Consider the following 25,536-nt stretch of genomic DNA (forward strand, 5'->3'; position numbering starts at 1 on the left):
ATCGTGTTATTCGCGCCAAATCGGTCCATACGCACCTAACTTATATCCGTGCTCTACGGGATCGTCGCCGCCACCACCGCCCTGCTGCTGTCCGCCCTCCTCACGGCGGCGCTGCGGGCCCCCGCTCTGCGCCTGGGAATTCTGGACCGCAGGCGGCGGCGCCCGGTGCCGCTGTCCGGGGGAGCGGCCGTGGGGCTGGTCACCGGCCTGGTCGCGGTCGCCGGGGACAGGACCGGGATCGCGCCGCTCGGCACCGGGGTCGGGCGGCTGCTGGCCGCCGCGGTGTGCGTGGGCGTGCTGGGGCTGGCCGTCGACCTCTGGCGGCTGCGGTGGTGGGTCCCGCTCGCCGGTACGGCGGTGGCCGCGGCGCTCGTCGTGCCGTACGAGGAGACCGGGGTGCCGGCCGGGATGCTCGCCGCGGGGTGGATCACGGCCGTCGCCGCCGCCTTCCGGGGGCTGAACCACGCCGACGGGCTGGCCGGCGGCGTGGGGGCGGTGACCGCGTTCGGGGTGGCCGCCTGTGCGGCGGCGGCGCTGATGGACGGGCTCGCGGTGCTGCTGAGCGTGCTGGCCGCGGCGCTGGCCGGGTTCCTGCTGCACAACTGGCATCCCGCGCGGGCGGCGCTCGGGGTGGGCGGGTCGCTGTTCACGGGATTCGTGCTCGCCTCGGCGGCGGTCTTCGTGCGGGCGGGGCAGGGAATCGGGACCGGCGTCGGTGTGTTGTTCGCACTGACGGCGCTGGTGTGCGCGGACGCCGCCTTGGTGGTGCTCGGACGGCGGCTGGCCCGGTGGCCCCTGACGCGTGGGCGGCCGGACCATCTCGGGCACCGGCTGCGCCGACTGGGAATCGCTCCCCGCGCGGTGGCCGTCCTGTCCGGTGTGGCCTCGCTGGGCGGGGTACTGGTCGGGGTGGCCGTGCACACCGGGCGGATGTCCGGGGGTGCGGCGCTGTGGGTGGCGGCGGTCGCCGTCGTGGTCGTCCTGGGGTTCGTGCGTCTTCCCGTCACCCCCGCGTTTCGGGCCCGGCAGCGGTCCTCCAGTGTGTCGTCGCAGGTCACCACGCAGTTGCGTGTAAGGGATGGATAAGAGTTGAGTCCAGCCGACTCAGCTCTGTTGACCCGGCGGCGGACGTCATGCATGCTTGAGTCTGTTCCACTCAAGTCAGCTGGAGGAATCGAAATGGCACGTGCGGTCGGCATCGACCTGGGCACGACTAACTCCGTCGTCAGCGTTCTGGAGGGCGGCGAGCCCACCGTCATCACCAACGCCGAGGGCGCCAGGACCACGCCGTCCGTCGTCGCCTTCGCCAAGAACGGCGAGGTGCTGGTCGGCGAGGTGGCCAAGCGTCAGGCGGTGACCAACGTCGACAGGACCATCCGGTCGGTCAAGCGGCACATGGGCACCGACTGGAAGATCGAGCTCGACGGGAAGCCCTTCAACCCGCAGCAGATGAGCGCCTTCGTGCTGCAGAAGCTGAAGCGCGACGCCGAGGCGTACCTGGGCGAGAAGGTCACGGACGCGGTCATCACCGTCCCGGCGTACTTCAACGACGCCGAGCGTCAGGCGACCAAGGAGGCCGGCGAGATCGCCGGTCTGAACGTGCTGCGCATCGTCAACGAGCCCACCGCCGCCGCCCTGGCGTACGGCCTGGACAAGGACGAGCAGGTCATCCTGGTCTTCGACCTCGGTGGCGGTACGTTCGACGTCTCGCTGCTCGAGATCGGCGACGGTGTCGTCGAGGTGAAGGCCACCAACGGTGACAACAACCTCGGTGGTGACGACTGGGACCAGCGCGTCGTCGACTACCTGGTCAAGCAGTTCCAGTCCGGGCACGGCGTGGACCTGGGCAAGGACAAGATGGCGCTCCAGCGCCTGCGCGAGGCCGCCGAGAAGGCGAAGATCGAGCTGTCCTCGTCCACCGAGACCACGATCAACCTCCCTTACATCACCGCCTCCGCCGAGGGCCCCCTGCACCTCGACGAGAAGCTGACCCGCGCCCAGTTCCAGCAGCTGACCGCGGACCTGCTCGAGCGCTGCAAGACGCCGTTCCACAACGTCGTCAAGGACGCCGGTATCCAGCTCAGCGAGATCGACCACGTCGTGCTCGTCGGCGGTTCCACCCGTATGCCCGCGGTCGCCGAGCTCGTCAAGGAGCTGACCGGCGGCAAGGAGGCCAACAAGGGTGTGAACCCGGACGAGGTCGTCTCGATCGGCGCCGCGCTCCAGGCCGGTGTGCTCAAGGGCGAGGTCAAAGACGTCCTGCTGCTCGACGTCACCCCGCTGTCCCTCGGTATCGAGACCAAGGGCGGCATCATGACCAAGCTGATCGAGCGCAACACCACGATCCCGACCAAGCGCTCCGAGATCTTCACCACGGCCGAGGACAACCAGCCGTCCGTGCAGATCCAGGTCTACCAGGGCGAGCGTGAGATCGCCGCGTACAACAAGAAGCTCGGCATGTTCGAGCTGACCGGTCTGCCCCCGGCGCCGCGCGGCGTCCCGCAGATCGAGGTCTCCTTCGACATCGACGCCAACGGCATCATGCATGTCACAGCGAAGGACCTCGGCACCGGCAAGGAGCAGAAGATGACCGTCACCGGCGGCTCCTCGCTCCCGAAGGACGAGGTCGACCGGATGCGCCAGGAGGCCGAGAAGTACGCGGAGGAGGACCACGCCCGCCGCGAGGCCGCCGAGTCCCGCAACCAGGGCGAGCAGCTCGTCTACCAGACGGAGAAGTTCCTCGCGGACAACGCGGACAAGGTCCCCGGCGAGATCAAGACCGAGGTCGAGGGTGCCGTCGCCGAGCTGAAGGAGAAGCTCAAGGGCGACGACAGCGCCGAGATCCGCACGGCCACGGAGAAGGTCGCCGCCGTCTCCCAGAAGCTCGGCCAGGCGATGTACGCCGACGCCCAGGCCGCCGGTGGCGCCTCCGCCGGAGCCGGCGCGGGTGCCGGTGACGCCAAGGTGGACGACGATGTCGTCGACGCGGAGATCGTCGACGAGGACCGTAAGGACGGTGCGGCGTGACCGAGGAGACCCCGGGCTTCGACGAGCAGTCGCAGCAGCCCGACGTCCCCTCCGACGAAACCGAGTCGAAGGCCGCCGCCACCCCCTCCGCGGAGGAGGAGGCGGCCCCGGCCGGGGACACGGGCCAGAACGCCGCCCTGGTGGCGCAGCTGGACCAGGCACGCACGGCGCTCGGTGAGCGCACGACGGACCTGCAGCGCCTCCAGGCCGAGTTCCAGAACTACCGCCGCCGGGTCGAGCGGGACCGCGTCGCGGTCAAGGAGGTCGCCGTGGCGAACCTCCTGACCGAGCTGCTTCCCGTGCTCGACGACATCGGCCGTGCGCGTGAGCACGGCGAGCTGGTCGGCGGCTTCAAGTCGGTCGCGGAGTCGCTGGAGACCACCGTGGCCAAGCTGGGCCTCCAGCAGTTCGGCAAGGAGGGCGAGCCCTTCGACCCGACGATCCACGAGGCGCTGATGCACAGTTACGCGCCGGATGTCACCGAGACGACGTGCGTGGCGATTCTCCAGCCGGGGTATCGCATCGGCGAGCGCACCATCCGCCCCGCGCGGGTGGCCGTCGCCGAGCCGCAGCCGGGCGCTCAGACGGCTGCGCCGGCCGAGGAGAGCACCGAGGCGCAGGCCGACTCGGAGAACAAGGAGAGCGGTGGCCCGGACGAGGGCTGACGCGGGAGCTGACGTACGGAAGGAGGGACGTCGGGGATGAGCACCAAGGACTTCATCGAGAAGGACTTCTACAAGGTCCTCGGCGTCCCCAAGGACGCCACCGAGGCCGAGATCAAGAAGGCGTACCGGAAGCTCGCCCGCGAGTTCCACCCGGACGCCAACAAGGGCAACACCAAGGCGGAGGAGCGGTTCAAGGAGATCTCCGAGGCGAACGACGTCCTCGGTGACCCCAAGAAGCGCAAGGAGTACGACGAGGCGCGCGCGCTCTTCGGCAACGGCGGCTTCCGTCCGGGGCCGGGCGCGGGCGGCGGCGGTTCCTTCAACTTCGACCTGGGTGACCTCTTCGGGGGTCAGCCCGGCGGCAGCGGCCAGGCGGGCGGCGGCTTCGGCGGCGGCCTGGGTGACGTCTTCGGGGGCCTGTTCAACCGTGGCGGCGCGGGGACCACGCGGACCCAGCCGCGACGCGGCCAGGACATCGAGTCCGAGGTGACGCTCAGCTTCACCGAGGCGATCGAGGGCGCGACGGTCCCGCTGCGGATGTCGTCCCAGGCGGCCTGCAAGGCCTGTTCGGGCACCGGCGACAAGAACGGCACGCCGCGCGTGTGCCCGACCTGTGTCGGCACCGGACAGGTGGCGCGGGGCTCCGGCGGCGGCTTCTCGCTCACCGACCCGTGCCCCGACTGCAAGGGCCGCGGGCTGATCGCGGAAGAGCCCTGCGACATCTGCAAGGGCAGCGGCCGCGCCAAGTCCTCGCGGACGATGCAGGTGCGCATCCCCGCGGGCGTCAGCGACGGCCAGCGGATCAGACTGCGGGGCAAGGGCGCCCCGGGCGAGCGCGGCGGACCGGCGGGCGACCTGTACGTCGTCGTGCACGTCGGCGCGCACCCGGTGTTCGGCCGCAAGGACGACAATCTCACCGTCACCGTTCCGGTGACGTATCCGGAGGCGGCTCTCGGCGGGGAGGTGCGGGTCCCGACGCTCGGCGGTCCGCCGGTCACGCTGAAGCTTCCGCCGGGCACGCCCAACGGCCGCACCATGCGGGCGCGGGGCAAGGGCGCGGTCCGCAAGGACGGAACCCGCGGGGATCTGCTCGTCACCGTCGAGGTGAGTGTTCCGGAGGACCTGTCGGGGAAGGCTCGGGACGCGCTGGAGGCGTATCGCGAGGCGACCGCGGACCAGGATCCGCGGGCGGAGCTGTTCCAGGCCGCGAAGGGAGCTTGATTGCAGATGGACGGCCGTCGACGCAATCCGTACGAACTGACCCAGGACACCCCGGTCTATGTCATTTCGGTGGCGGCCCAGCTCTCCGGCCTCCACCCGCAGACACTGCGTCAGTACGACCGGCTGGGGCTCGTGTCGCCGGACCGTACGGCCGGCCGGGGCCGGCGGTACTCGGCCCGTGACATCGAACTGCTCCGTCAGGTGCAGCAGTTGTCGCAGACCGAGGGCATCAACCTGGCCGGAATCAAGCGCATCATCGAGCTGGAGAACCAGGTCGCGGCCCTTCAGTCGCGGGTGGTGGAGCTGCAGGACGCGCTCGACGGAGCGGCGACGGCGATGCGTCAGCGCGAGGCCGCGGTGCACGCCTCGTACCGCCGCGACCTGGTGCCGTACCAGGAGGTGCAGCAGACCAGCGCGCTGGTGGTGTGGCGGCCCAAGCGGCATCAGGCGGACTGATCGCGCAGGTCAGATGAGGTGAGGGGCCCCGGGTTCTCCGAACCCGGGGCCCCTTCTTCGCTGCGCGAATACTTGTGTGGTTATGGTGTGGCTGCGTGTCCAGACACGCCCTCACCCTGTGTGCGCAGGTACTTCACGAGTTCGGGCGCACCCGTGCTGTGTCCATCTCGTTAAGTGGCCGAACTTGACTCGGGCAGGGGCCGAAGCGTTGGCTTTTCAGTCACATGGGCCGCGCAGCAGTGCCCACGTCCGAAAACACCTGAAGTGAGCCGTCGTATGCGTCGTATCGCCATATCCGTGGCCGCCACCTCGATGTCCGTGATGCTCGCCGGCTGCGGGGGGCTCAACGCGACCGACAACAGCGGCGACGCCACTCCGGGCAAGGGGGACGACATCACCATCGGCCTGCTTCTGCCGGAGAAGGCCAACACCCGGTACGACCAGTTCGACTACCCCATCTTCAAGGAGAAGGTGGAGTCCCTCACCAACCGCAAGGGCAAGGTCGAGTACGTCAACGCCGACGCGGACGCCGACAAGCAGGCGAGCCAGATGCAGCGGATGATCGACAAGCAGGTCGATGTCATCGTGCTGGACGCGGTCGACTCCAAGGGCATCGCGGAGAGCGTGCGGAAGGCCAAGACCGCGGGCATCCCGGTCATCGCCTACGACCGGCTGGCCGAGGGCCCGATCGACGCGTACATCTCCTTCGACAACGGTCTGGTCGGCGAGGTGCAGGCGCGTTCCCTGCTGGAGTCGTTCAACGGGGACATCAGCATCACCGACAAGATCGTGATGATGAACGGCTCGTCGACCGACCCCAACGCCAAGCAGTTCAAGGCGGGCGCGCTCTCCGAGCTCAAGGGCAAGGTGACGATCGCCAAGTCCTTCGACACCAAGGACTGGAAGCCGGAGAACGCCGAGGCCAACATGGCCGAGGCGATCAACGCGATCGGCGCGGACGAGATCAAGGCGGTCTACTCCGCCAACGACGGTATGGCGGGCGGCATCGTCAAGGCGCTGAAGGCCGCCGGCGTGACCGATCTGCCCCCGATCACCGGCCAGGACGCCGAACTCGCGGCGGTGCAGCGGATCGTCAGCGGCGAGCAGTACATGAGCGTGTACAAGTCCTACGCGGACGAGGCCGAGAGCGCCGCCGAGATGGCGGTGGCCAAGATCCAGGGCCGGGACATCCAGTTCGACGCGCTGACCCGTGAGCGGGTGGACAGCCCCACCGACCAGAACATCCCGGCGCAGCTCGTGCCCGTGGTCGCCCTGACCAAGGACAACATCATGGACACGATCATCGCCGACGAGTTCTACACGGTGGCCGACATCTGCACGGCGGAGTTCAAGGCGGCCTGCGCGGAGATCAAGCTGAAGTAGTCCCTGTCGGTATTCGGCCACCCGCCGGCCTCCGGGCCGGCGCCGGTTCCCGACCGTGTTGCACACCCGGATCCGGCCGCGCATAGTTGCGCTGCGGAAAGTGGCGGACCGGGGGTGGGACGGGCGATGGCCGGGCACGGGACGGACGGGCATCCACACGGTGCTGACCGACTGTGCGAGGCCGGGGATCGCGTGTATTCCCGGGCCGTACGGCGCGGACGGCTGCCGCGCCGGGACGCGGAGCCGGTGCCCTGTCTGCTGGAACTGGCTCTGTTGCACCCGGATCCCGACGACATGGACTGGCTGGTACCGACCTCCCCGCAGGAGGTCATGGCGCGGCTGCTGCGCGGGATGTACGACGAGGTGAGCGCGAGCCAGCGCCGGGTCGGCTCGGCCGTGTCGGCGTTCGAGTGGTACGCCGGTCTGGGCGGCCGGCTGCCGGCGGCACGGTCCGCGGCGGAGGGCCCGGCGATCCGGGTGCTGGACGGACTGGGGCGCATCCAGGCAGCGATGGACGAGGCGACCCAGGCCTGCACCACCGAGGTGCTCACCGTCCAGCCGGGCGGTATCCGGCGCGAGGCGGAGCTGTCGGAGGGCCTGCACCGGGCGACGGCGCTGCGCGGCCGGGGCGTGCGCATGCGGGACCTGTACACGCATGTCGCCCGGCACGGGCACGGGCTGCTGTCCTATCTGGAGCTGATGGGCGGCGCGGTGCAGGCGCGCACGCTGGACGAGGTGATCGAGCGGCTGATCCTGTTCGACCGCACGGTCGCCTTCATTCCCGCCAACCCCGAGCGCACCATGGCGCTGGAGCTGCGTCACCCGGCGCTGGTGGAGTACCTGGGTACGGTCTTCGAGCGGCTGTGGCGGCTCGCCATCCCGCTGACCGTCCCGCTGCCCGACACCGGCATCGAGGGCATCTCGCACCGTGAGCAGTCCATCGCCGCCCTGCTGGCGGAGGGACACCAGGACGCGGTGATCGCGGAACGCCTGGGCATCAGCGTCCGTACCTGCCGGGCGCACATCGCCCGTCTGTCGGAGACGCTGGGTGCGGCGAGCCGTACGCAGCTGGGGGTGCGGATCGCCCAGGCGGGCCTGGACGGGTCCCGGGGGCGGGGCGGGGTCAGGGAGCCCGGTCGAGGATCCCCGAGCGCGCGATGAGGAACCCGAGCTGGGCGCGGCTGCCGCTGCCGAGGGTCGCGGCGAGCTTGGCGATGTGCTCGCGGGCGGTGCGTACGTTCATGCCGAGGCGGTCGGCGACGACGGCGTCGGTGTGGCCCTCGACGAGCAGCGCGGCGATGGCCCGCTGACGGGGGGTGACTCCGTTCAGGGTGGGCCGCCGGACGGCCCGCGGGAACATCGGGGTGGCGAGGCGCCACAGGCGGTCGAACATGGTCGCCAGGAACCCCACGAGCGCCGGATGGCGGATCTCCAGGGCCGCGCTGCGGTCGGCGCTGGCGGGAACGAACGCCACCTCGCGGTCGATGACGACGAGGCGCTCGGTGATCTCGTCCAGTGTCCGGGCCTCGACATCGCCCGAGAGCCGTTCGTAGCGGGCGGCGAGCGGGGGTGCGTGGCGCAGGGTGTGCTGGTAGAGGGCGCGGATGCGGCCACCGCGCTCGAGCAGGGCCTGGTCGCGCCGGAGCGCGGGCTCGTGGAGGGCCGGGTCGTAGTGGGTGTAGCTGTCGTGGGGCTGGACGGAGAGGAGTTCGGTGGCCTCGGCCATCGCCTCGCCGATGATCCGTCCGATGCGCTCCTTGCCGCTGTGCGGCGTGATGAGGGGCGTCGTCGGTGCCTCGGGTGCGCCGGCTCGCAGCAGCGGCTCCAGGGCCTCGACCAGCCGTTCCTCGCGCCGTCGTTCCTCGGCGACACGGTCCGCCGAGACGCGCAGCAGCCGGTGCAGGGCGATCTGCGGCGCGACGGGCTCCAGCCGGTCGGGGTCGTCGAGCGCCTGGTGCAGCAGGCCGAGGTGGAGGAGGAGCGGGGCCGCGGCGGGCGCGGGGGCGGGTACGTGGCCCTGGTGGAGGGCGCGGACGTAGAGGCCGAGGGCGTCCTCGCCCAGGGCCTCCAGTCCGTCGTGACGCGCGTTCCCGGTCATGCCTGGTTCGCTCCCCCGGATCGGATCATGGGTCCTGTTGCAGGATTCCCGACTGGGCGATGAGGTAGCCCAGTTGGGCGCGGCTGCCGCTGCCGAGGGCGGAGGCGAGTTTGGCTATGTGGGCGCGGCAGGTGCGGACGTTCATGCCGAGGCGTCGCGCGATCGCCTCGTCGACGTGGCCCTCGACGAGCAGTTTCGCTATGGAGTGCTGGATCTCGGTGATGCCGTCGGGCGCGGTCTCGTAGGGAGCGCCGGCGGTCAGCGGGACGGCCCGGTTCCACATGAACTCGAAGACCTTGACCAGATAGCGGACCAGACCGGGGTGGCGGAGCTCCAGGGCCACCTGCCGGTCCTCCCTGATGGGGATGAAGGCGACGTTCTCGTCGCAGATGATGAGCCGTTCGACGAGTTCGTCGATGGTGCGGTACTCCACCTTGCCGTCGGTGAAGTGGTCGCCGTAGGCCAGCCGGTCGGGGCTGAACCGGGCGGTGTGCTGGTAGAGCGTCCTGATGCGCACCCCGCGTTCGATCAGCGGCCTGTCCCGTTCCAGTGCTTCCAGGAGCCGGTTCTCGGGGCGGCGGTGTGCGCTCGGCTGCACCGTGAGCATCTCGGAGTGGCAGTGGGCGGTCGCCAGGTCGAGTGCGGCGTTGATGCGGTCGAGGCCCTCCAGCACGGTGATGGAGTGGGTCGGAGTCGATTCCTGGGTGCTGATGTCCATGAACGGCTCGAAGGCCTCGGCGAGCGTGATGGACAGCCGCCGCTGTTCGGTGATCTCGCGCTCGATGGGGTTGAGCCGCTGGGCCAGGGCCACCGACGGCGGCACAGGACGCAGCCGGCTCGCATCGTCCGGATCGGGGTGGAGGAGGGCGAGTTCCATCAGACAGGGGGCGACTTCGGCATCCGTGCGCAGTATGTGTCCGGCGCGGAGGGCGTCCGCGTAGAGGCGGCTTCCCTCCGGACACAGCGCGGTCACCGCATGGGGATGTGTCGCCTTTGTCCCCTTTGCAGTCAAATCTCCACCCCCCAGGGTCCTGAACGTGCAGGAACATGATGCACCGATTGTGTGGCCATGACGTGCCTGAATGAGCCATCGTCTTATCTGACGGGGGATAGAGGGGACCTTCAAGTGAGGACGAAGCCGACTATGCAGAACAGAATGCTTCGCTCGGTGCTTGTCGCCGCTTTCTCCGCCGCTGTGGCCTTCGGCACCCTGGCCGGCCTCTCCGGCGCGGAGAGCGACACGCACCTCGTGGGCAGCGACCGGTCTCTCGTGGTCGTCCATGACGAGCCACTGGCCTTCCCGGCCGACAGCACCTGGGACTGATGGCGATGACCACGCCACCCGACGACCGCTCCTTCCGCCGTGAGATGGCGACCGCCTACCGATCCGGATGGCACTTCATCGACCTGGTCACCGCCATCCCCCACAGTGGTGACTCGTTGATGGTGACCGTGTTCGGTGAGCCGGTCGTGGTCACGCGCGACGAGGACGGAGACGTACGGGCGTTCCGGTGTCTGCGGCGGCCCAGGGGCGCGCCGAAGCCCGTGCGGTGTGCCATCCGGTACGGAATGATCTTTGTCAACCTGGACCAGCGGGACCACCGGCAGGTGGAGTCCGACTCCGCTGCCCCCAGAACCATCTCGGCCACCCCCCGCAGCGCCTGACGCGATTCCCCCGTCGTAAAAGATCGCTCAGGTGCTTCCCCCCGCAGCGGCGTCACCGTGACCTGAACACGGTGACGCCGCTGCAGTTTTGCGGGACATTTCCGGGTATCGCACGATCGCTCGATGGCCGGAACACATCGCTGTACGGTGCCGGCCGCGCCGTCCGCCTCACCCCCGTCCCATCGCGCGCGTGAGCGTGATCTCGATGGCCACCCGGGCCGGATTCGGCGACGGCATCCGCCCGTAGCGCTCCGCGTACCGCCGCACCGCCTCCGCGACCCGCTCCGGCTCCGTACGGACCACGGCGCGCCCCTCCAGCGTGGCCCACCGCCTGCCGTCCACCTGGCAGACCGCGACGGGCGCGCCCTGAGCCCCCGCCGCGCGTACGTGGCGCGCCTTCGCGCTCGCCCTGTTCGTGATGACGCGAGCAAGCCGCGCCTCCGGGTCGTATGTCACCCCGACGGGTACCAGGTGCGGGGTGCCGTCCGGACGGAGGGTGGTCAGCGTGCACAGGTGCCGCTCGCGCCAGAAGCTGAGGTACGGCGCGTCCGGATCGCCCGGATCCACCGAATACGTGACGGTCATGACCCCGGAACTTAGTCCCCGGCGCACTCCCGCCCACCACCTTGAGTGGAATAGACTCAAGTTTGTGCACGTTGACCGAGTCAGCTACGAGGCCCGCACTGGGGCGCGCTGAAGGTCACTGAAGGTCATCAAGGAGGAGAACGGACACGTGGACGCCGAGCTGACCAACCGGAGCCGGGAAGCCATCAACGCGGCCGGGAACCGGGCCGTGACCGAGGGCCACCCCGACCTCACCCCCGCCCACCTGCTGCTTGCCCTGCTCGCCGGGCAGGACAACGAGAACATCACCGACCTGCTCGCCGCCGTCGACGCCGACCAGGCCGCCGTACGCTCCGGCGCCGAGCGGGTCCTCGCCGGGCTGCCGAGCGTCACCGGGTCCACGGTCGCACCGCCCCAGCCCAACCGGGAACTGCTCGCCGTCATCGCGGACGCCCAGGCCCGCGCCCGCGACCTCGGCGACGAGTACCTGTCCACCGAACACCTCGTCATCGGTATCGCCGCCAAGGGCGGAGCCGCCGGCGAAGTGCTCTCCCAGCAGGGCGCCACCGCGAAGAAGCTGCAGGACGCCTTCCAGAAGACGAGGGGAGCCCGCCGGGTGACCACTGCCGACCCCGAGGGTCAGTACAAGGCGCTGGAGAAGTTCGGCACCGACCTCACCGCCTCCGCCCGCGAGGGCAGGCTGGACCCCGTCATCGGACGGGACCAGGAGATCCGGCGCGTGGTGCAGGTACTGTCCCGCCGCACCAAGAACAACCCCGTCCTCATCGGCGAGCCCGGCGTCGGCAAGACCGCAGTCGTCGAAGGACTCGCCCAGCGCATCGTCAAGGGCGACGTCCCCGAGTCGCTGAAGGACAAGCGGCTCGTCGCCCTCGACCTCGGCGCCATGGTCGCCGGCGCCAAGTACCGCGGCGAGTTCGAGGAGCGGCTGAAGACCGTCCTGGCCGAGATCAAGAACTCCGACGGACAGATCATCACCTTCATCGACGAGCTGCACACCGTCGTCGGCGCGGGCGCCGGCGGCGACTCCGCCATGGACGCCGGCAACATGCTCAAGCCCATGCTCGCCCGCGGCGAACTCCGCATGGTCGGCGCCACCACCCTCGACGAGTACCGCGAGCGCATCGAGAAGGACCCCGCACTGGAGCGCCGCTTCCAGCAGGTCCTCGTCGCCGAACCCTCCGTCGAGGACTCCATCGCGATCCTGCGCGGGCTCAAGGGCCGCTACGAGGCCCACCACAAGGTCCAGATCGCCGACAGCGCCCTGGTGGCCGCCGCCACCCTCTCCGACCGCTACATCACCTCCCGGTTCCTCCCCGACAAGGCCATCGACCTCGTCGACGAGGCCGCCTCCCGCCTCCGTATGGAGATCGACTCCTCGCCCGTCGAGATCGACGAACTCCAGCGCGCCGTCGACCGGCTGCGGATGGAGGAACTCGCCATCGGCAAGGAGACCGACGCGGCCTCCCGCGAACGCCTCGACAAGCTCCGCCGCGACCTCGCCGACAAGGAGGAGGAACTGCGCGGCCTCAACGCCCGCTGGGAGAAGGAGAAGCAGTCCCTCAACCGCGTCGGCGAACTGAAGGAAAAGCTCGACGAACTGCGCGGCCAGGCCGAACGCGCCCAGCGCGACGGCGACTTCGACACCGCCTCCAAGCTGCTCTACGGCGAGATCCCCACCCTCGAACGCGACCTGGAAGCCGCCTCCGAGGCCGAGGAGGAGGTCGCCGTGGACACCATGGTCAAGGAGGAGGTCGGCGCCGACGACATCGCCGACGTCGTCGCCTCCTGGACCGGCATCCCGGCCGGCCGCCTGCTGGAGGGCGAGACCCAGAAGCTGCTCCGCATGGAGGACGAGATCGGCAAGCGCCTCATCGGCCAGACCGAGGCCGTACGCGCCGTCTCGGACGCCGTACGCCGCTCCCGGGCCGGGATCGCCGACCCCGACCGGCCCACCGGCTCCTTCCTCTTCCTCGGCCCCACCGGCGTCGGCAAGACGGAACTCGCCAAGGCGCTAGCCGACTTCCTCTTCGACGACGAGCGGGCCATGGTCCGTATCGACATGTCGGAGTACAGCGAGAAGCACTCCGTCGCCCGCCTGGTCGGCGCACCCCCCGGCTACGTCGGCTACGAGGAGGGCGGCCAGCTCACCGAGGCGGTCCGCCGCCGCCCCTACAGCGTCGTGCTCCTCGACGAGGTCGAGAAGGCCCACCCCGAGGTCTTCGACATCCTGCTCCAGGTCCTCGACGACGGCCGCCTCACCGACGGCCAGGGCCGCACGGTGGACTTCCGCAACACCATCCTGGTGCTGACGTCCAACCTGGGCAGCCAGTACCTGGTCGACCCGCTCACCACCGAGACGGAGAAGAAGGAACAGGTCCTGGAGGTGGTCCGGACCTCCTTCAAGCCCGAGTTCCTCAACCGCCTGGACGACCTGGTCGTCTTCTCCGCCCTCACCAAGCCCGAACTGGAACGCATCGCCAAGCTCCAGCTGGAGTCCCTCGCCCGCCGCCTCGCCGAACGCCGCCTCACCCTGGACATCACCCCCGAGGCGCTGGCCTGGCTCGCCGAAGAGGGCATGGACCCCGCCTATGGCGCACGCCCGCTGCGCCGCCTCGTCCAGACCGCCATCGGCGACCGCCTCGCCAAGGAGATCCTCTCCGGCGAGGTCAAGGACGGCGACACGGTCCGCGTCGACCGCTTCGAGGAGGGCCTGCTGGTGGGACCGGCGACGGGCAAGACGTTGTAGGCGGGTGGATCACATCGTGAACGCCGAGAAGCGCACCCGCGCCGTCTCGGCGTTCTCGTATGCCACCCGCACCTGGACCACGTGCGCCTCGGCGGTGCCCGGCAGCCCGGTCTCGGCGGTCACGTCCAGGCAGAGCGCCCCGCAGGTGCCGCCCGAGCGCGGCTTCGGCGCGTCCGGGTACGTCGCGCGCAGCCAGCCGCCCACGTCCTCCCGCGGCATCCGCAGCACCGCCGTATAGGCGGTGTCGATGCCCCGCTGCACGGAGCAGTCGCGCACGTCGGAGTCCTCGGGGCGCTCGGCGGCGCCGAAGGCCAGGGCCTCGGAGCAGGGCACGGCCACCGCCGCGCCGGTGCGGGCGGCGTCGTCCTCCTCCGAGTACGCCCACAGGGTGAAGCCCGCGACCAGAAGACCGAGGACCACCACCGGTGCGGCCAGGAACGGCAGGACGAGCCCCCACCGGGTGTGGCCCCTGCCGGCTTCACGCATGTCCATGGTCCCCTCCGTTTCGCTGTTCAGGAGGACGGATGTGGGCACCCGGGGGTTGCGGCTGACCGGATCGTGTCAGCCGAGGGCTTACAGAGCCTGTCGGGGCTTGCCACCCCCCTCCCCGCATGGGGGAGGATGGCGGGATCCGTACGAAGGGAAATTCACGGTGACCATCGACCCGTCCTCGATTCCGAATTTCGGGGGCCAGCCCGAGCCGCAGCCGCAAGGACCGGCGGGCCCCGTCGTCCCGGATCAGGACCTCGTGAAGCAGCTCCTCGACCAGATGGAGCTCAAGTACGTCGTCGACGACGAGGGTGACCTCGCGGCGCCGTGGGAGCAGTTCCGCACCTACTTCATGTTCCGCGGTGAGGACGACCAGCAGATCTTCTCCGTCCGGACGTTCTACGACCGGCCGCACCAGATTGACGAGAAGCCCCAGCTGCTCGAGTCCATCGACGACTGGAACCGGCGCACCCTGTGGCCCAAGGTCTACACCCACACCCACGACGACGGCACGGTCCGTCTCATCGGTGAGGCGCAGATGCTGATCGGCATGGGCGTCAGCCTGGAGCACTTCGTCTCCTCGACGGTCAGCTGGGTGCGGGCCGCGATCGAGTTCGACAAGTGGCTCGTCGAGCAGCTCGGCCTGGAGCAGGACATCAACGAGGCGGAGAAGCCCGGGGACGACGAGTAGTCCGTCCTCGAGCAGAGCCCGGCCCGGACAGTCACTGTCCGGGCCGGGCTCTTGTGCTCAGCGGGCTCCGGCCGGGCGGGTCGTGTCCCTGTTGCACCTTTCGATGGAAATCAGATCACACTCCGAGTATGGTCTGAGTGTGGCCATCGCGCACTGTGCAGACGAATCGGAAGCCGTCACCTTCACCGACCTGTCCCGGAACCCGAAGGCCGTGGCAGCCAGAGCCGCCGCCCTGGGATGCCTGCGCATCACGCACCGGGACGCACCCGACATGGTGCTGACCACGGCCATACATGCCGAGCGCACCGAGGAGAACCTGACCACCGCGTCCCGGTTGTTCCTCGCCCTGCTGAAGCAGGACGACGGTGCCAAGTCGCTCGTGCTCGCGCTGCCCGACGTGTTCCCGTGGGTGCGTCACCTGGACAGCGAGGAGGTCCGAGAATTCACTGTCGAGCTCCTGGACGCCCTGTCCGACGCCGCTGAGCTGGGCACCAGGGAGGCCGTGCACCGGGCGATCGTCTCGTGGCGAGCGACGGCCCGTATCAACGCGGACCCTGACCAGCTCAGGGGAGCACTCCGTCCGCTGGGTGATGTCGATCTCGGCCCGGTCGAGGTGCACGAGTGAGTCCCAAGAAGGGCGATCGGGTCAGCGTCCCCCCGCTGAGCGGCTGGAACGTTGTTCACGGCACGACAGAGGCCGCAGTCGGTTGGGAGGAGCTGTGCCGGGTGGCGCTGCCGAACGCGCATCGCTGTCTGGAAGCCCTTCGCGCGGACCCGCTGTCGCGTGCCCATTTGGAACCGTCAGCACCAGCTTCGCGGCAGGCACGCCACCCGGGTGTGGAAGGGGGCCGAACTGGAGCAGTGGGAGTACGAGATCACCAGTGGTGGCCGGGTCCGCTACCTGGTCAGCCCGGAGACCTCGACCAATCATCCTGGTGTACGCCTCCCCGCGACACCCGAAAGACACTGAGTAGCCTCGTCGGCCGAGCCGGGTGGCTGCCACGTGCGCGTTTCTACAGGTGAGTCGGTGCCTCCGCGGACATCTCCGCCCACATCGTCTTGCCCAGCGGGAGGCGGGGTGCCGACCCCCAGCGCACCGCCAGGGCCTCCACCAGGAGCAGCCCTCGACCGGACTCGCCTTCCGGATGCGACGAGGGCGCGGCTGCGGGTGGTCGTTTCGTGGCGGCGGCGTCCGCGACCTCGACCCGTACCAGGCCCGCCACCTCGTTGAGGGTGAGCCGGAGGCCGAAGTCGTGTCCGGGGACGCGGCCGTGCTGCACGGCGTTCGCGGCGAGTTCACCGACGACGAGGGCGATCGCGCACGACACGTCCGACGCGGGCGGGTGACCCCACACCTCCATGCACCGGACGGCGAAACGCCGGGCGAGGCGTGCGCCTCGGGGTGAGGAGGCGAACTGTTCGCGTGCCTCCGCGGCAACGGGGGCGGTGCTTCGTCCCGGCGGCTCGTCCTCGTGGGTGGTCGTTCCTGTCAGCACGGCTGTCCGTCCTTGCGTGTCGAGCACAGACGTCTCGCGTCGTCGTACACGAGCCATCACATTCCGTGTTCAAGAATCGTCCGGTCGCCCTACGCTCAACAGGGTTCGCAGTATTACCTTTCAGGCCATAAGGAACGGAAGTAACGCTTTGGCCAACGCAATTGACCCCAGTGCGTCGATGGCGGCACTGTTCGGCGCGCGGGTGCGCAGGCTCCGTACGGCGGCCGGACTCACCCAGGCCGAACTCGGAGCCAGGACCCACGTGGTGGGCACGCGGATCACGCAGATCGAGCGGGCGTCGGGAGCGAAACCGACACTGGAGCTGGCGCGTGCGCTGGATGCCGCCCTCGGTGCGGACGATCTTCTCGTCGAGCTGTGGCCGTACGTGTACCGGGAGGCGTTCCCGGACTGGTCGCGGAAGTTCATGGAGTACTCGGAGCGGGCGGTGGCCATCCGTGAGTACGCGGCTCACGTCGTGCCCGGGCTGTTGCAGACGGAGGGCTACGCACGGGCCCTGCTCAAGGTCGGCCGAACGCTCGGTAGCGAGGAGCAGTTGGAGGAACGGGTCGGCGTTCGTATGGGACGGCAGAAGCGTCTCGTCATGCCCGGCCGTCCTGAACTGTGGGTGGTCCTCGATGAGGCGGTTCTCAGGCGTCCGGTCGGTGGTCAGCCTGTCATGCATGAGCAGTTGGAGCGGTTGCTCGAGACTGGGGCTGATCCCTGCATCGCCGTTCAGGTACTGCCGTTCGATCAGGGTGAGCATGAGGTCATGGGCGGTTCGCTCACCGTCCTCACTCTGCCGGACGGCTCGGAGGTCGCCTACACAGAAGGCGCACACTATGGGCAACTCATCGAGGATCCGGGCGAGGTGCGGCGATTCTCCCTGACCTACGATCGGCTGCGGGCGGCAGCTCTGCCCCCGCTCATGTCACTCGACATGATCCGATCCGTGAGGGAGGACAACCATCGTGGAGCGAACGTCCCGTCCCGATCTGAGCGTCGCCGTGTGGCGCAGGAGCAGCTACAGCAATCAGGAGGGCGGCAACTGCGTGGAGGTGGCCGACGGATTCCCCGGCGCCGTCCCCGTCCGTGACAGCAAGGCCCCGCACGGTCCCGAGCTGTCCTTCGACGCAGCATCCTGGGCCGCCTTCATAGGCGGGCTGAAGGCGGAACACCACCGTCCCTGAGTCGGCTGGGCCCCGGTGGCCGTCCGTCTTCCGGGCCCACCGGGGCCTCGTCCGCGAGGGTCCGGTGGGCCGCTGACCTCCCTGAAGAACCGGGAGAAAGAACTACCCGCCCGCCCACCCTCCCGGCCGCAGGGCCCGCGTCACCCGTGCGGGTGACCGGCTTGCAGGCGCGGGACGCGGACGGCTACGTTCGCCGCAGCAAGCTCGACAACCCCCAAACAGATGCGACCCCCGGCCGGGACGGGCATCCCGGACGAGGGCCTCACCGATCAGGAAGCAGACCTTCCCGATGGCTGACTCGCAGTCTAACGCGCGCCTGCGCGCCGACGCCGGAGCTCCGACTTCCGGCGTGATCCACATCCGCACCCGCCTCACCGCCGACTTCACCGTGATCTCCAACGCCCTCGCCCAGCGGCGCGGCAGCGCGGTCACCGTCGGCGTCGCGGTCTACATTGCCTCCCTGCCCACCGGCGCCCCCGTCTCCATCGCCGCCCTGTGCGCGCACTTCACCGAGGGCGAGATCCTGATCTCCCGGGCCCTGCGGGAGCTGGAAGCCGCCGGCTACCTGGAACGCCGCCGCGAGCGCCTGTCCTCGGGGCAGATCCGCACCCGGACGTACTTCTACGACGTACCGGGCGGTGGCGAGCCGCGATCGGATCCGGACCCGGACCCGGACGGGCCGCCCGGCCCTCCGGCCCCGCGAGGGCCCCGGAAGCGCCCCGTCACCGCACCGGCCGCGGCCGTGCCGGAAGCTCCACGGCCCGAGGCGAAACAGGAACCGGAACCGGAGCCGCCGCCGTCACTTGCCGAAGCCGACCCGCAGGCTGTCGCCGTGCTCGCCGCACTGCAGCGGGTCGATTCCCGGCTGCACCTGTCCGTGCGGGACGCCGCACGGCTGGCACCGGGCATCTCCCGGTGGCTCGCGTCGGGCCTGGGAACGGTGCAGATCATCAAGCTGCTGACCGACGGCCTCCCCGCTCAGCCCCTGATCCATCCGGCGGGCATCCTCGCCTACCGCCTGCGCGAGACACCACTGCCCGCCCCACCCCTCGCGCCGGCGCCCCGAGACGAACGCCCCGCCGTCTTCCCCTTCCAGACCTGCGACGGCTGCGACCTCGCCTTCCGCGCACCGGAACCCGGCCGGTGTCGAAGCTGCCGATCGGGGAGCGGTCGCCATGCCGCCTGATCAGCCGCCCGCTCAGTTCACTTGACCAGCTCGGACACGAGGACGACACTGGATGTATTACATCTGTCATACACGAGGGGAGGCAAGGATGACCTCGAAGGCCGAACGGAAGAGCCATGCTGGGGGTGCCACGACCAGGACGCGCACCTCAGCCGCGGCCCGGCCCTCGCAGACACGCCGGAAGCAGGGCGACAGCGTCGCGACCAGCGTGGCCCAGGTACGGCTGCGCCCGGACGAGATGGCGGATCTGCAGCGGGTGATGCAGACCCTTCAGCTGAACTCGCTCTCCGACGCCCTGCGTGAAGGACTCCGCCTTCTGTCCCGCGAGGCGACCGAAGTCGCAGCCTCCCAGGAGATCCGCGACTTCTACGGCGGCACTCAGGCCCCGACCCCCGAAGGCGTCCTGCCCGCAACGGCGGACGAACTGGCGGCAGCGGACGAGACCGAGTGGTGAATACCGGCTCCGCACTGCGGGGCGAAGTGTGGGGGTGTGCTCTCCCCCACCCCATCGGCCCGCACCCCGTGGTCGTCCTCACGGTGAACCGGATCGCCGAACCGCTGTCGGCGCTGACCGTCGTCGTGATCACCGGAACCCCCGGCCCGGCCTCCACTCACGTCCCGGTCGGTCCCGACTGCGGAGTGACCAAGTACGACGAGTCGTATGTGAACTGCACCGACCTGCACACCGTGGACAAGCCAAGGCTGCGTCGACGTCTTGGGCTGCTGGCGCCGAGCGAGATGCGGCGTGTGGAGGAGTGCGTGCGCGTGATCCTCGGGCTGGCCTAGCCACCTCTTTCCGCTCAGCGGGCCCCGGCGGACTTGAGGCGGCGGGACGCTTCCTCCAGGACCTCGGTCTTCTTGCAGAAGGCGAAGCGGACGAACGGGGCGCCCATGTCGCGGTGGTCGTAGAAGACGGCCGTGGGGATGGCGACGACGCCCGCGCGTTCCGGGAGGGCGCGGCAGAAGGCGATGCCGTCGGTTTCGCCCGCGGGGCGGATGTCGGCGGTGATGAAGTAGGTGCCCGAGGGGCGGTAGACCGTGAGGCCCGCCTGCTGGAGGCCGGACGCGAGGACGTCGCGCTTGGTGCGCAGGTCCGCGCGGAAGTCGTCGAAGTAGGAGTCGGGCAGGGCCAGGGCCTCGGCGATCGCGTACTGGAAGGGGCCCGCGGAGACATAGGTCAGGAATTGTTTGGCCGAGCGGACCGCGGTGATCAGGGGCGGGGCGGCGGTGATCCAGCCGACCTTCCAGCCCGTGAAGGAGAAGGTCTAGCCCGCGCTGGAGATCGTGACCGTGCGGTCCCGCATGCCGGGGAGGGTGGCCAGGGGGATGTGTTCGGCGTCGTCGAAGACCAGGTGCTCGTAGACCTCGTCGGTGATCACCAGCAGGTCGCGTGCGACGGCCAGCTCGGCGATCGCGGTCAGCTCCTCACGGGTGAGGACGGTGCCGGTCGGGTTGTGCGGGGTGTTGAGCAGGAGCAGGCGGGTGCGGTCGGTGACGGCGTCGCGCAGCTCGTCGAGGTCGAGGCGGAAGCGGCCCTCGCGGGGGCGGAGCGTGACCGGGACGCGGGTGCCGCCCGCCATGGCGATGCAGGCCGCGTAGGAGTCGTAGTAGGGCTCCAGGGCGATCACCTCGTCGCCGGGCTCCAGCAGCGCGAGCAGTGCGGCCGCGATCGCCTCCGTGGCACCCGCGGTGACCAGGACCTCGGTGTCGGGGTCGTAGGACAGGCCGTAGCGGCGCTGCTGGTGCGCGGCGACGGCGGTACGCAGCTCGGGGATGCCGGGGCCCGGCGGGTACTGGTTGCCCCGGCCGTCGCGCAGCGCCCGTACGGCGGCCTCCCTGACCTCCTCGGGGCCGTCGGTGTCGGGGAAGCCCTGGCCCAGGTTGATCGCCCCGGTCCGCAGGGCCAGGGCGGACATCTCGGCGAAGACCGTCGTCCCGAACTCGGCGAGCCGGCGGTTCAGGAGAGGACGCGTGCTGGAGGTCATGCCGGCCATCCTGCGCCGAACCTCTGGACTTCCTCAACTCTGCTTTGGGCCGCGCGGGCGGGGGGCATCTCCCGGTCACGCACGTGAGCGAGGCGCCCACGGGGGGCTGCTTCGGGGGATCACGGGGGATCCGAAAGGAGGGTGACGCCATGACCTTCGGCATCATCCTGGCTGTAATCGTCCTGCTGTTCGTCTGTGCCCGCTTGGTCAACCGGCGCAGGGACGCCCGTCCGGTGGGCGGCCGTGGTGGCGGGAACAACCGCAGTTGGTGGGCCGACAGCGGGCACGGCGGCGGGGGCGGCGGGGGCGCCGGTTGTGGTTCTTCCTCCGGCGGAGGCTCGTCCTGCGGAGGCGGGTCGTCCTGCGGAGGCGGCGGATGCGGCGGCGGAGGAGGCTGACACGGGGCAGCTCGCCTCCACGTCGGGGGAAGGCGCATCCGCGCCGGCGGGGTCCGCACCTGGGGCGGACCCCGCCGGGGTGTGTGGGGGGCGAGGGGCGGGAGTGTGCGTCCGTCGGGTGCCGTGTCCGAGCGCGCGGCGGCGTACGCCGTCCCTCACAGGAGTACTCAGAGGTTGAACAGGTGAGCTGAGGAGCCCCCTAGGGGATGGAAAGCCCACGAAGTTGGGTAAAAACGCTGTGGTGGCGCCACATTTCATGATTCCCTATAAAACACCAGCGCAGCCCTCGGACTCCCCGCGGACCCTTCTTCCGGCCGGGCGACCGGGCTGACGGGCCGAGTTCCCCGGTGCGACCGGGGTGCGCGGACCCATTTCTTCTCTCCTTGTGTGCCTGCGGAGCCGATCCATGCTCACGACCCTGAACACCGCCTATTCCGACACGCGCGCGGCCGACCTCGCCTGGGCCCTGGGGCGGGAGCCGCTTCCCGCGCTGGCCACGCTCGATCTCGAACTGACGGGGGCGAAGCTCCAGTTGCGTCTGCTGGGCGCGTCCCACCAGGTGCTGGTGGAGGAGGGGCGGGGCCTCTGCTCGGAGACGGTGGCGTGCATTCCGGGCAGCAGTACGCCGCTTCCGCTGGGGGTGGCCACGCGGGTGGGCGACTGGGAGTACGAGTTCGCCGCCCGGGTGGAGGTGCTGGCTCCGGGTTCCTTCGCGGGCCGGGCCCAGGAACTGCTCGCCCTGGTGGCCGACCATCCGCAGGGTCTCGCCGGGGTCTTCCCGGGCAGTCCGCACGCGTTCACGGCGATGCTCGCCCAGCGGTGCCAGGGCAGAATCCACTGGCGGACCTGGCACGCCTATCCACAGGACGGGCAGCTCGTGGCCACGCGTACGAGGGTCGGGGTGCGGACGATGGCCCATTCCGGTGTGGGGCGGGCGTAAACAAATATCACGCGTGTGGGTGACGCAGTGCGGTGGAGGAGTGACGTAACGTCGCTGGGGTGATCGAACCGCAAGCCCCCGCACCGCCCGGCTCCGCGCAGTCCTGGGACGGCCCCGGTGGCGACGCGGGGAGTCCGCTGCGGCTGCCGGTGCGCCAGGAGACCGGGCGGTTCCTGGTCCTCGCGGGCGTGTTCGTCTGCGCGGCCTGCGGACTGGTGTACGAGCTGGAACTGGTCGCGCTGGCCACGTACTTGATGGGCGACTCGGTCGCCCAGACGTCCGTCGTGCTGTCCGTGATGGTCTTCGCGATGGGCATCGGCTCCCTCGCCGCGAAGCGGCTGCGGCGGCACGCGGCGGCCGGATTCGGCGCCGTCGAGGCGCTGCTGGCGCTGGTCGGGGGATGCAGCGCGATGGCCCTGTATGCCGTCTTCGCCTGGACGGGTGACTGGGGCGGCGTCTGGGCGAGCGGTCCGCACACCCTGCTCGTCGCCTTCTCGCTGGCCACCGGGCTGCTGATCGGGGCCGAGGTGCCGCTGCTGATGGAGCTGATCCAGCGGATCCGCCGGCAGGACGCGGGCGGCGCGGTGGCCGATCTGTCCGCCGCGGATTATGTGGGCGCCCTGGTGGGCGGACTCGCCTTTCCGTTCCTTCTCCTGCCGCTGCTGGGGCAGTTGACCGGCGCGCTGATCACAGGGGCGGTCAACGCGGTCGTCGGGGGCGCGCTGGTGCTCGGGCTGTTCCGGCAGGACCTCACGCACCGGGCCCGCCGGCTGCTGGTGGCCGCCAATGTGTGCGTGCTGGTGATCCTCGGTTCCGCCGCCGCCCTGGTCGACGACTTCGAACGGGCCGCCCGGCACGCCATGTACGGCTCGGACGTACGGGTGGCCGTGCACACGGACGTCCAGGAGGTACTGCTCACCGGCGGGCGGGACGGGCGGCCGCTGAACCTGTTCCTCGACGGGCGGCTGCGGGTCAGTGGCCGGGACGAACGCCGGTACCACGAGGCGCTGGTGCATCCCGCGATGAACGGGCCGCACACGCGTGTGCTCGTCCTCGGCGGCGGTGACGGGCTGGCCGTGCGCGAGGTGCTGCGCCACACCGGGGTGCACCGGGTCGACGTCGTCGAGCTCGACGCGGGTGTGGTGCGGCTGGCCCGCCACGACCCGGCGCTGTCCGCGCTGAACGGGCACGCACTCGACGACCCGCGCGTGCGCGTGACCACCGCGGACGCCTTCGACTGGCTGCGGGGGGAGCCGCCGACGGCGTACGACGTGGTGGTCTCGGACCTGCCGCATCCCGGGATCACCGCGAGTACGAAGCTGTACTCGCAGGAGTTCTACGGGCTGGCCCGGCGGGTGCTGGCGCCCGGCGGGCGGCTCGTGGTGCACGGGGGCGCGGTGGCGCACCGCCCGCGTGACTTCTGGACGGTGGACTCCACGCTCCGCGCGGCGGGGTTCCACACCGCGGCGTACCGCGTGCGCGGGCGGCAGGCCGGTTTCGCCGCCGGGCCCGACCGCAGCCACACGCGCACCGCGCAGGCCCACCGCGACTGGGGGTTCGTGCTGGCCTCACGCCACCTCCCGCCGGGTGAGCCGCGTCTCGACCCGACCGGGCCGCGCACCCGCACGCTCACCGACGCCTCCCTCGCGGCGGACATCCGGGCCGCCGAGGAGACGCGGGTCAGCGACCTGCCGGCGTCCACGCTGATCCACCCGCGATACACCGGCTGAGCTCCCTACCGCGTTCCCCGCCGACGCGCCGTGACTTTCCGTCGGCGGGGGTGCGGTCCGGTCTCGGCTGGGTAGGCTCCGGACTCATGGAGCACGAGGTGTTCGTTCCGGTCGAGGAGCAGCGGCTCAGGGAGGTGCTGGACGACCCCGCGCGGGTCGCCCGGGCGGTGCCCGGGCTCCAGCACGACGCCGGTGCGGATCCCGTCGCCGGCCGCCTGAAGGTCCGCGTCGGCAGCCACTCCGTCACCTACCGGGGAGCCGTACGGGTGTCCGCGCGCGACGACGGTTCGTACACCTTCGAGGGCGAGGCGTCGGAGACCCGGGGCAGCGGCACGGTGAAGACGGCGCTCCGGCTGCGCCTGGCCCCCGCCGACTCCTCCGGCACGACCCTCACCATCACCGGCACGGCGACGGCCGACGGCCGGGTCACGGAGTTTCCTCCGGAGGCGGTGGCGGCAGCGGTCACCCGCCTGCTGAACCGCTTCGCGGAGAACCTGGCACGAACGGCGGCCGAGCGGGAGCCGTCCGACCCGGCGCTTGGCCCGGAGGCGGGCTCTGGCCCGGGGGCGGGCCCGGGTGCGGGGGAGGGTGCGGGGGAGGGGCCCGGCCCGGTCCCGGATGGCGGTGCCTCGGGGTCGGTCGCCGACGGCCCGGAGGCGGCTCTCGGCTTGGGCGCGGCTCCCGGCCCCGAAGCGGCCCCCGGTCCCGAAACGGCCCCTGGCCCGGGGACGGGCCCTGGTGCGGGGGAGGGGCCCGGCCCGGTCCCGGATGCCGGTGCCTCGGGGTCGGCCACCGACGGCCCGGAGGAGGCCCCTGGCTCGGGCGCGGCTCCCGGCCCCGAAGCGGCTCCCGGCCCCGAAGCGGCCCCCGGTCCCGAAGCGGCTCCCGGCCCCGAAGCGGCCCCCGGTCCCGAAGCGGCTCCCGGCCCCGAAGCGGGCCCTGGCTCGGAGGCGGCTTCCGCCCCGGGAGCGGGCACTGGTGCGGGGGAGGGGCCCGGCCCGGTCCCGGATGGCGGTGCCTCGGAGTCGGCCATCGATGGTTCGGAGGAGGCTTCCGCCCTCGAGGATGGCCCCGCGGAGCAGCGGCCGTCCGAGGCCGCCGACGGGCGGGAGTCGCCGGAGCTCCTGTCCATGGGGGACTTCGAGCCCCAGGTCACCGACGACTTCGAGACCACCCCGGACGCGGACGACGCCCCGCCGCCCGCGCCCGGACCGGAGGAGACGGAGGAGCCGGCGGCCGAACCGGAGGAGTCGGTGGACGGCTTCGATGTCGAGGTTCCGCCTTCGCTGGAGGGCGGCGAGAGCGGCGACGAGGCCGTCGCGGAGGCGGCACACGCCCGGCGGACGATGATCGGCCGCAGTGCCGAGGAGGTGGACCACGCCCCGCCCCGCGGCCGCTACGCTCCCGTCCCCGCCCCGCAGACCGTCTCGTCCGCGACCCCGCTGCGCTGGGCCGCCCCGGCAGCGGCCCTCGCGGTCGCCTCGGCGGTCGTGGCGATCAGGGCCCTCCGCCGACGCCGCTGAGCCCCACCGGGCGGGTGGGGTAACAGGCGGTACCCCGCCCCACGCCTGCCCGGCACGTCGCTCGG

Annotated in this window: 26 protein-coding genes and 1 pseudogene; 21 read left to right on the forward strand and 6 right to left on the reverse strand. The window is 70.8% G+C overall.

From position 1 onward, the window contains the following. The first annotated feature begins 48 nt into the window (after positions 1-48). The 7 genes from ACIF9R_RS21450 (at position 49) to ACIF9R_RS21480 (ending at position 7,913) form a co-directional block, all read left to right on the forward strand. Entirely contained in the window at positions 49-1,086 is a 1,038-nt protein-coding gene (locus tag ACIF9R_RS21450; RefSeq protein ID WP_399982362.1) for an MraY family glycosyltransferase, read from the forward strand. 93 nt (positions 1,087-1,179) lie between these two features. Then, a complete protein-coding gene (dnaK, locus tag ACIF9R_RS21455; RefSeq protein ID WP_399982364.1) occupies positions 1,180-3,027 on the forward strand; it encodes a molecular chaperone DnaK in 1,848 nt (615 codons plus the stop codon). Further along, the gene (gene grpE / locus ACIF9R_RS21460) at positions 3,024-3,692 is read left to right on the forward strand and encodes a nucleotide exchange factor GrpE (protein ID WP_399982366.1); all 669 of its coding nucleotides are present in this window, start codon (positions 3,024-3,026) and stop codon (positions 3,690-3,692) included. The genes dnaK and grpE overlap by 4 nt, the downstream gene beginning before the upstream one ends. Before the next feature lie 36 nt (positions 3,693-3,728). Beyond that, positions 3,729-4,913 (forward strand): molecular chaperone DnaJ, encoded by a 1,185-nt coding sequence (dnaJ, locus tag ACIF9R_RS21465; protein ID WP_399982368.1) that lies wholly within the window; start codon positions 3,729-3,731, stop codon positions 4,911-4,913. A gap of 6 nt (positions 4,914-4,919) precedes the next feature. Next, entirely contained in the window at positions 4,920-5,369 is a 450-nt protein-coding gene (locus ACIF9R_RS21470; protein ID WP_399982371.1) for a heat shock protein transcriptional repressor HspR, read from the forward strand. A 276-nt stretch (positions 5,370-5,645) separates the two neighbouring features. Continuing rightward, a complete protein-coding gene (locus ACIF9R_RS21475) occupies positions 5,646-6,752 on the forward strand; it encodes a sugar ABC transporter substrate-binding protein (protein ID WP_399982374.1) in 1,107 nt (368 codons plus the stop codon). Positions 6,753-6,878: 126 nt separating this feature from the next. Next, positions 6,879-7,913 (forward strand): LuxR C-terminal-related transcriptional regulator, encoded by a 1,035-nt coding sequence (locus tag ACIF9R_RS21480; protein ID WP_399982377.1) that lies wholly within the window; start codon positions 6,879-6,881, stop codon positions 7,911-7,913. On the opposite strand, the gene ACIF9R_RS21485 is transcribed toward ACIF9R_RS21480, so the two are convergent. Both ACIF9R_RS21485 and ACIF9R_RS21490 read right to left on the reverse strand, forming a co-directional pair. Beyond that, positions 7,876-8,850, reverse strand: a complete 975-nt coding sequence (locus ACIF9R_RS21485) for a helix-turn-helix transcriptional regulator (RefSeq protein WP_399982379.1) — start codon at positions 8,848-8,850, stop codon at positions 7,876-7,878. The two genes, ACIF9R_RS21480 and ACIF9R_RS21485, sit on opposite strands and share 38 nt — an antisense overlap. A gap of 25 nt (positions 8,851-8,875) precedes the next feature. Beyond that, the gene (locus tag ACIF9R_RS21490) at positions 8,876-9,823 is read right to left on the reverse strand and encodes a helix-turn-helix transcriptional regulator (protein ID WP_399982381.1); all 948 of its coding nucleotides are present in this window, start codon (positions 9,821-9,823) and stop codon (positions 8,876-8,878) included. Positions 9,824-10,018: 195 nt separating this feature from the next. On the opposite strand from ACIF9R_RS21490, the gene ACIF9R_RS21495 reads away from it, so the two are divergent. Further along, complete coding sequence (locus ACIF9R_RS21495) at positions 10,019-10,174, forward strand: hypothetical protein (RefSeq protein ID WP_399982383.1); 156 nt, start codon at positions 10,019-10,021, stop codon at positions 10,172-10,174. A 5-nt stretch (positions 10,175-10,179) separates the two neighbouring features. Continuing rightward, positions 10,180-10,515, forward strand: a complete 336-nt coding sequence (locus ACIF9R_RS21500) for a hypothetical protein (protein ID WP_399982386.1) — start codon at positions 10,180-10,182, stop codon at positions 10,513-10,515. 168 nt (positions 10,516-10,683) lie between these two features. On the opposite strand, the gene ACIF9R_RS21505 is transcribed toward ACIF9R_RS21500, so the two are convergent. Next, positions 10,684-11,100: a pyridoxamine 5'-phosphate oxidase family protein gene (locus ACIF9R_RS21505; RefSeq protein WP_399982388.1), complete on the reverse strand. Its 417-nt coding sequence runs from the start codon at positions 11,098-11,100 to the stop codon at positions 10,684-10,686. A 148-nt stretch (positions 11,101-11,248) separates the two neighbouring features. On the opposite strand from ACIF9R_RS21505, the gene clpB reads away from it, so the two are divergent. After that, positions 11,249-13,846, forward strand: coding sequence for an ATP-dependent chaperone ClpB (gene clpB / locus ACIF9R_RS21510; protein ID WP_399982390.1), 2,598 nt, complete (start codon positions 11,249-11,251; stop codon positions 13,844-13,846). Between the two features lie 9 nt (positions 13,847-13,855). Here the strand turns inward: clpB and ACIF9R_RS21515 are convergent, their stop codons facing one another. Beyond that, complete coding sequence (locus ACIF9R_RS21515; RefSeq protein ID WP_399982392.1) at positions 13,856-14,338, reverse strand: hypothetical protein; 483 nt, start codon at positions 14,336-14,338, stop codon at positions 13,856-13,858. Positions 14,339-14,498: 160 nt separating this feature from the next. Between ACIF9R_RS21515 and ACIF9R_RS21520 the strand changes: the two genes are divergently transcribed. From ACIF9R_RS21520 to ACIF9R_RS21530, 3 genes are all read left to right on the forward strand, one after another. Further along, positions 14,499-15,026: a YbjN domain-containing protein gene (locus ACIF9R_RS21520; protein ID WP_399982394.1), complete on the forward strand. Its 528-nt coding sequence runs from the start codon at positions 14,499-14,501 to the stop codon at positions 15,024-15,026. Between the two features lie 139 nt (positions 15,027-15,165). Further along, positions 15,166-15,651: a prevent-host-death family protein gene (locus ACIF9R_RS21525; protein ID WP_399982396.1), complete on the forward strand. Its 486-nt coding sequence runs from the start codon at positions 15,166-15,168 to the stop codon at positions 15,649-15,651. A gap of 159 nt (positions 15,652-15,810) precedes the next feature. After that, positions 15,811-15,996, forward strand: a complete 186-nt coding sequence (locus tag ACIF9R_RS21530) for a hypothetical protein (RefSeq protein WP_399982398.1) — start codon at positions 15,811-15,813, stop codon at positions 15,994-15,996. A 43-nt stretch (positions 15,997-16,039) separates the two neighbouring features. Here the strand turns inward: ACIF9R_RS21530 and ACIF9R_RS21535 are convergent, their stop codons facing one another. After that, positions 16,040-16,522 (reverse strand): ATP-binding protein, encoded by a 483-nt coding sequence (locus ACIF9R_RS21535; protein WP_399982401.1) that lies wholly within the window; start codon positions 16,520-16,522, stop codon positions 16,040-16,042. Positions 16,523-16,700: 178 nt separating this feature from the next. Here ACIF9R_RS21535 and ACIF9R_RS21540 point away from each other — a divergent pair, with 178 nt between their 5' ends. The 5 genes from ACIF9R_RS21540 (at position 16,701) to ACIF9R_RS21560 (ending at position 19,681) form a co-directional block, all read left to right on the forward strand. After that, positions 16,701-17,615, forward strand: a complete 915-nt coding sequence (locus ACIF9R_RS21540) for a helix-turn-helix domain-containing protein (RefSeq protein WP_399982703.1) — start codon at positions 16,701-16,703, stop codon at positions 17,613-17,615. Next, positions 17,527-17,709: a DUF397 domain-containing protein gene (locus ACIF9R_RS21545; protein WP_399982404.1), complete on the forward strand. Its 183-nt coding sequence runs from the start codon at positions 17,527-17,529 to the stop codon at positions 17,707-17,709. The genes ACIF9R_RS21540 and ACIF9R_RS21545 overlap by 89 nt, the downstream gene beginning before the upstream one ends. Before the next feature lie 289 nt (positions 17,710-17,998). Then, entirely contained in the window at positions 17,999-18,895 is an 897-nt protein-coding gene (locus tag ACIF9R_RS21550) for a hypothetical protein (protein WP_399982406.1), read from the forward strand. Positions 18,896-18,983: 88 nt separating this feature from the next. Continuing rightward, a complete protein-coding gene (locus ACIF9R_RS21555) occupies positions 18,984-19,349 on the forward strand; it encodes a hypothetical protein (protein ID WP_399982409.1) in 366 nt (121 codons plus the stop codon). After that, a complete protein-coding gene (locus ACIF9R_RS21560) occupies positions 19,346-19,681 on the forward strand; it encodes a type II toxin-antitoxin system PemK/MazF family toxin (RefSeq protein WP_399982411.1) in 336 nt (111 codons plus the stop codon). The genes ACIF9R_RS21555 and ACIF9R_RS21560 overlap by 4 nt, the downstream gene beginning before the upstream one ends. 14 nt (positions 19,682-19,695) lie before the next feature. Here the strand turns inward: ACIF9R_RS21560 and ACIF9R_RS21565 are convergent. Continuing rightward, a pseudogene (locus ACIF9R_RS21565) lies at positions 19,696-20,889 on the reverse strand (pyridoxal phosphate-dependent aminotransferase). 795 nt (positions 20,890-21,684) lie between these two features. Here ACIF9R_RS21565 and ACIF9R_RS21570 point away from each other — a divergent pair. From ACIF9R_RS21570 to ACIF9R_RS21580, 3 genes are all read left to right on the forward strand, one after another. Then, positions 21,685-22,218 carry a DUF2617 family protein gene (locus ACIF9R_RS21570; RefSeq protein WP_399982414.1) on the forward strand — a complete coding sequence of 178 codons (534 nt, stop codon included), beginning with the start codon at positions 21,685-21,687 and terminating at the stop codon, positions 22,216-22,218. A gap of 59 nt (positions 22,219-22,277) precedes the next feature. After that, positions 22,278-23,948, forward strand: coding sequence for a polyamine aminopropyltransferase (locus ACIF9R_RS21575; protein WP_399982416.1), 1,671 nt, complete (start codon positions 22,278-22,280; stop codon positions 23,946-23,948). Positions 23,949-24,034: 86 nt separating this feature from the next. Further along, on the forward strand, positions 24,035-25,471 hold the full coding sequence (locus ACIF9R_RS21580) for an SRPBCC domain-containing protein (RefSeq protein WP_399982419.1): 1,437 nt from the start codon (positions 24,035-24,037) through the stop codon (positions 25,469-25,471). The last annotated feature ends 65 nt before the right edge of the window (positions 25,472-25,536 follow it).

It is taken from the genome of Streptomyces sp. NPDC086080 (assembly GCF_044540255.1).
Lineage (GTDB): Bacteria > Actinomycetota > Actinomycetes > Streptomycetales > Streptomycetaceae > Streptomyces.

Coding starts and splice junctions, on each gene's coding strand:
- ACIF9R_RS21540 (WP_399982703.1), top strand. CDS start 16,701: ATGGCGGCACTGTTCGGCGCGCGGGTGCGCAGGCTCCGTACGGCGGCC.
- ACIF9R_RS21580 (WP_399982419.1), top strand. CDS start 24,035: ATGGAGCACGAGGTGTTCGTTCCGGTCGAGGAGCAGCGGCTCAGGGAG.
- ACIF9R_RS21570 (WP_399982414.1), top strand. CDS start 21,685: ATGCTCACGACCCTGAACACCGCCTATTCCGACACGCGCGCGGCCGAC.
- dnaK (WP_399982364.1), top strand. CDS start 1,180: ATGGCACGTGCGGTCGGCATCGACCTGGGCACGACTAACTCCGTCGTC.
- ACIF9R_RS21550 (WP_399982406.1), top strand. CDS start 17,999: ATGGCTGACTCGCAGTCTAACGCGCGCCTGCGCGCCGACGCCGGAGCT.
- ACIF9R_RS21555 (WP_399982409.1), top strand. CDS start 18,984: ATGACCTCGAAGGCCGAACGGAAGAGCCATGCTGGGGGTGCCACGACC.
- dnaJ (WP_399982368.1), top strand. CDS start 3,729: ATGAGCACCAAGGACTTCATCGAGAAGGACTTCTACAAGGTCCTCGGC.
- ACIF9R_RS21470 (WP_399982371.1), top strand. CDS start 4,920: ATGGACGGCCGTCGACGCAATCCGTACGAACTGACCCAGGACACCCCG.
- ACIF9R_RS21505 (WP_399982388.1), bottom strand. CDS start 11,100: ATGACCGTCACGTATTCGGTGGATCCGGGCGATCCGGACGCGCCGTAC.
- ACIF9R_RS21480 (WP_399982377.1), top strand. CDS start 6,879: ATGGCCGGGCACGGGACGGACGGGCATCCACACGGTGCTGACCGACTG.
- ACIF9R_RS21500 (WP_399982386.1), top strand. CDS start 10,180: ATGACCACGCCACCCGACGACCGCTCCTTCCGCCGTGAGATGGCGACC.
- ACIF9R_RS21475 (WP_399982374.1), top strand. CDS start 5,646: ATGCGTCGTATCGCCATATCCGTGGCCGCCACCTCGATGTCCGTGATG.
- ACIF9R_RS21515 (WP_399982392.1), bottom strand. CDS start 14,338: ATGGACATGCGTGAAGCCGGCAGGGGCCACACCCGGTGGGGGCTCGTC.
- ACIF9R_RS21485 (WP_399982379.1), bottom strand. CDS start 8,850: ATGACCGGGAACGCGCGTCACGACGGACTGGAGGCCCTGGGCGAGGAC.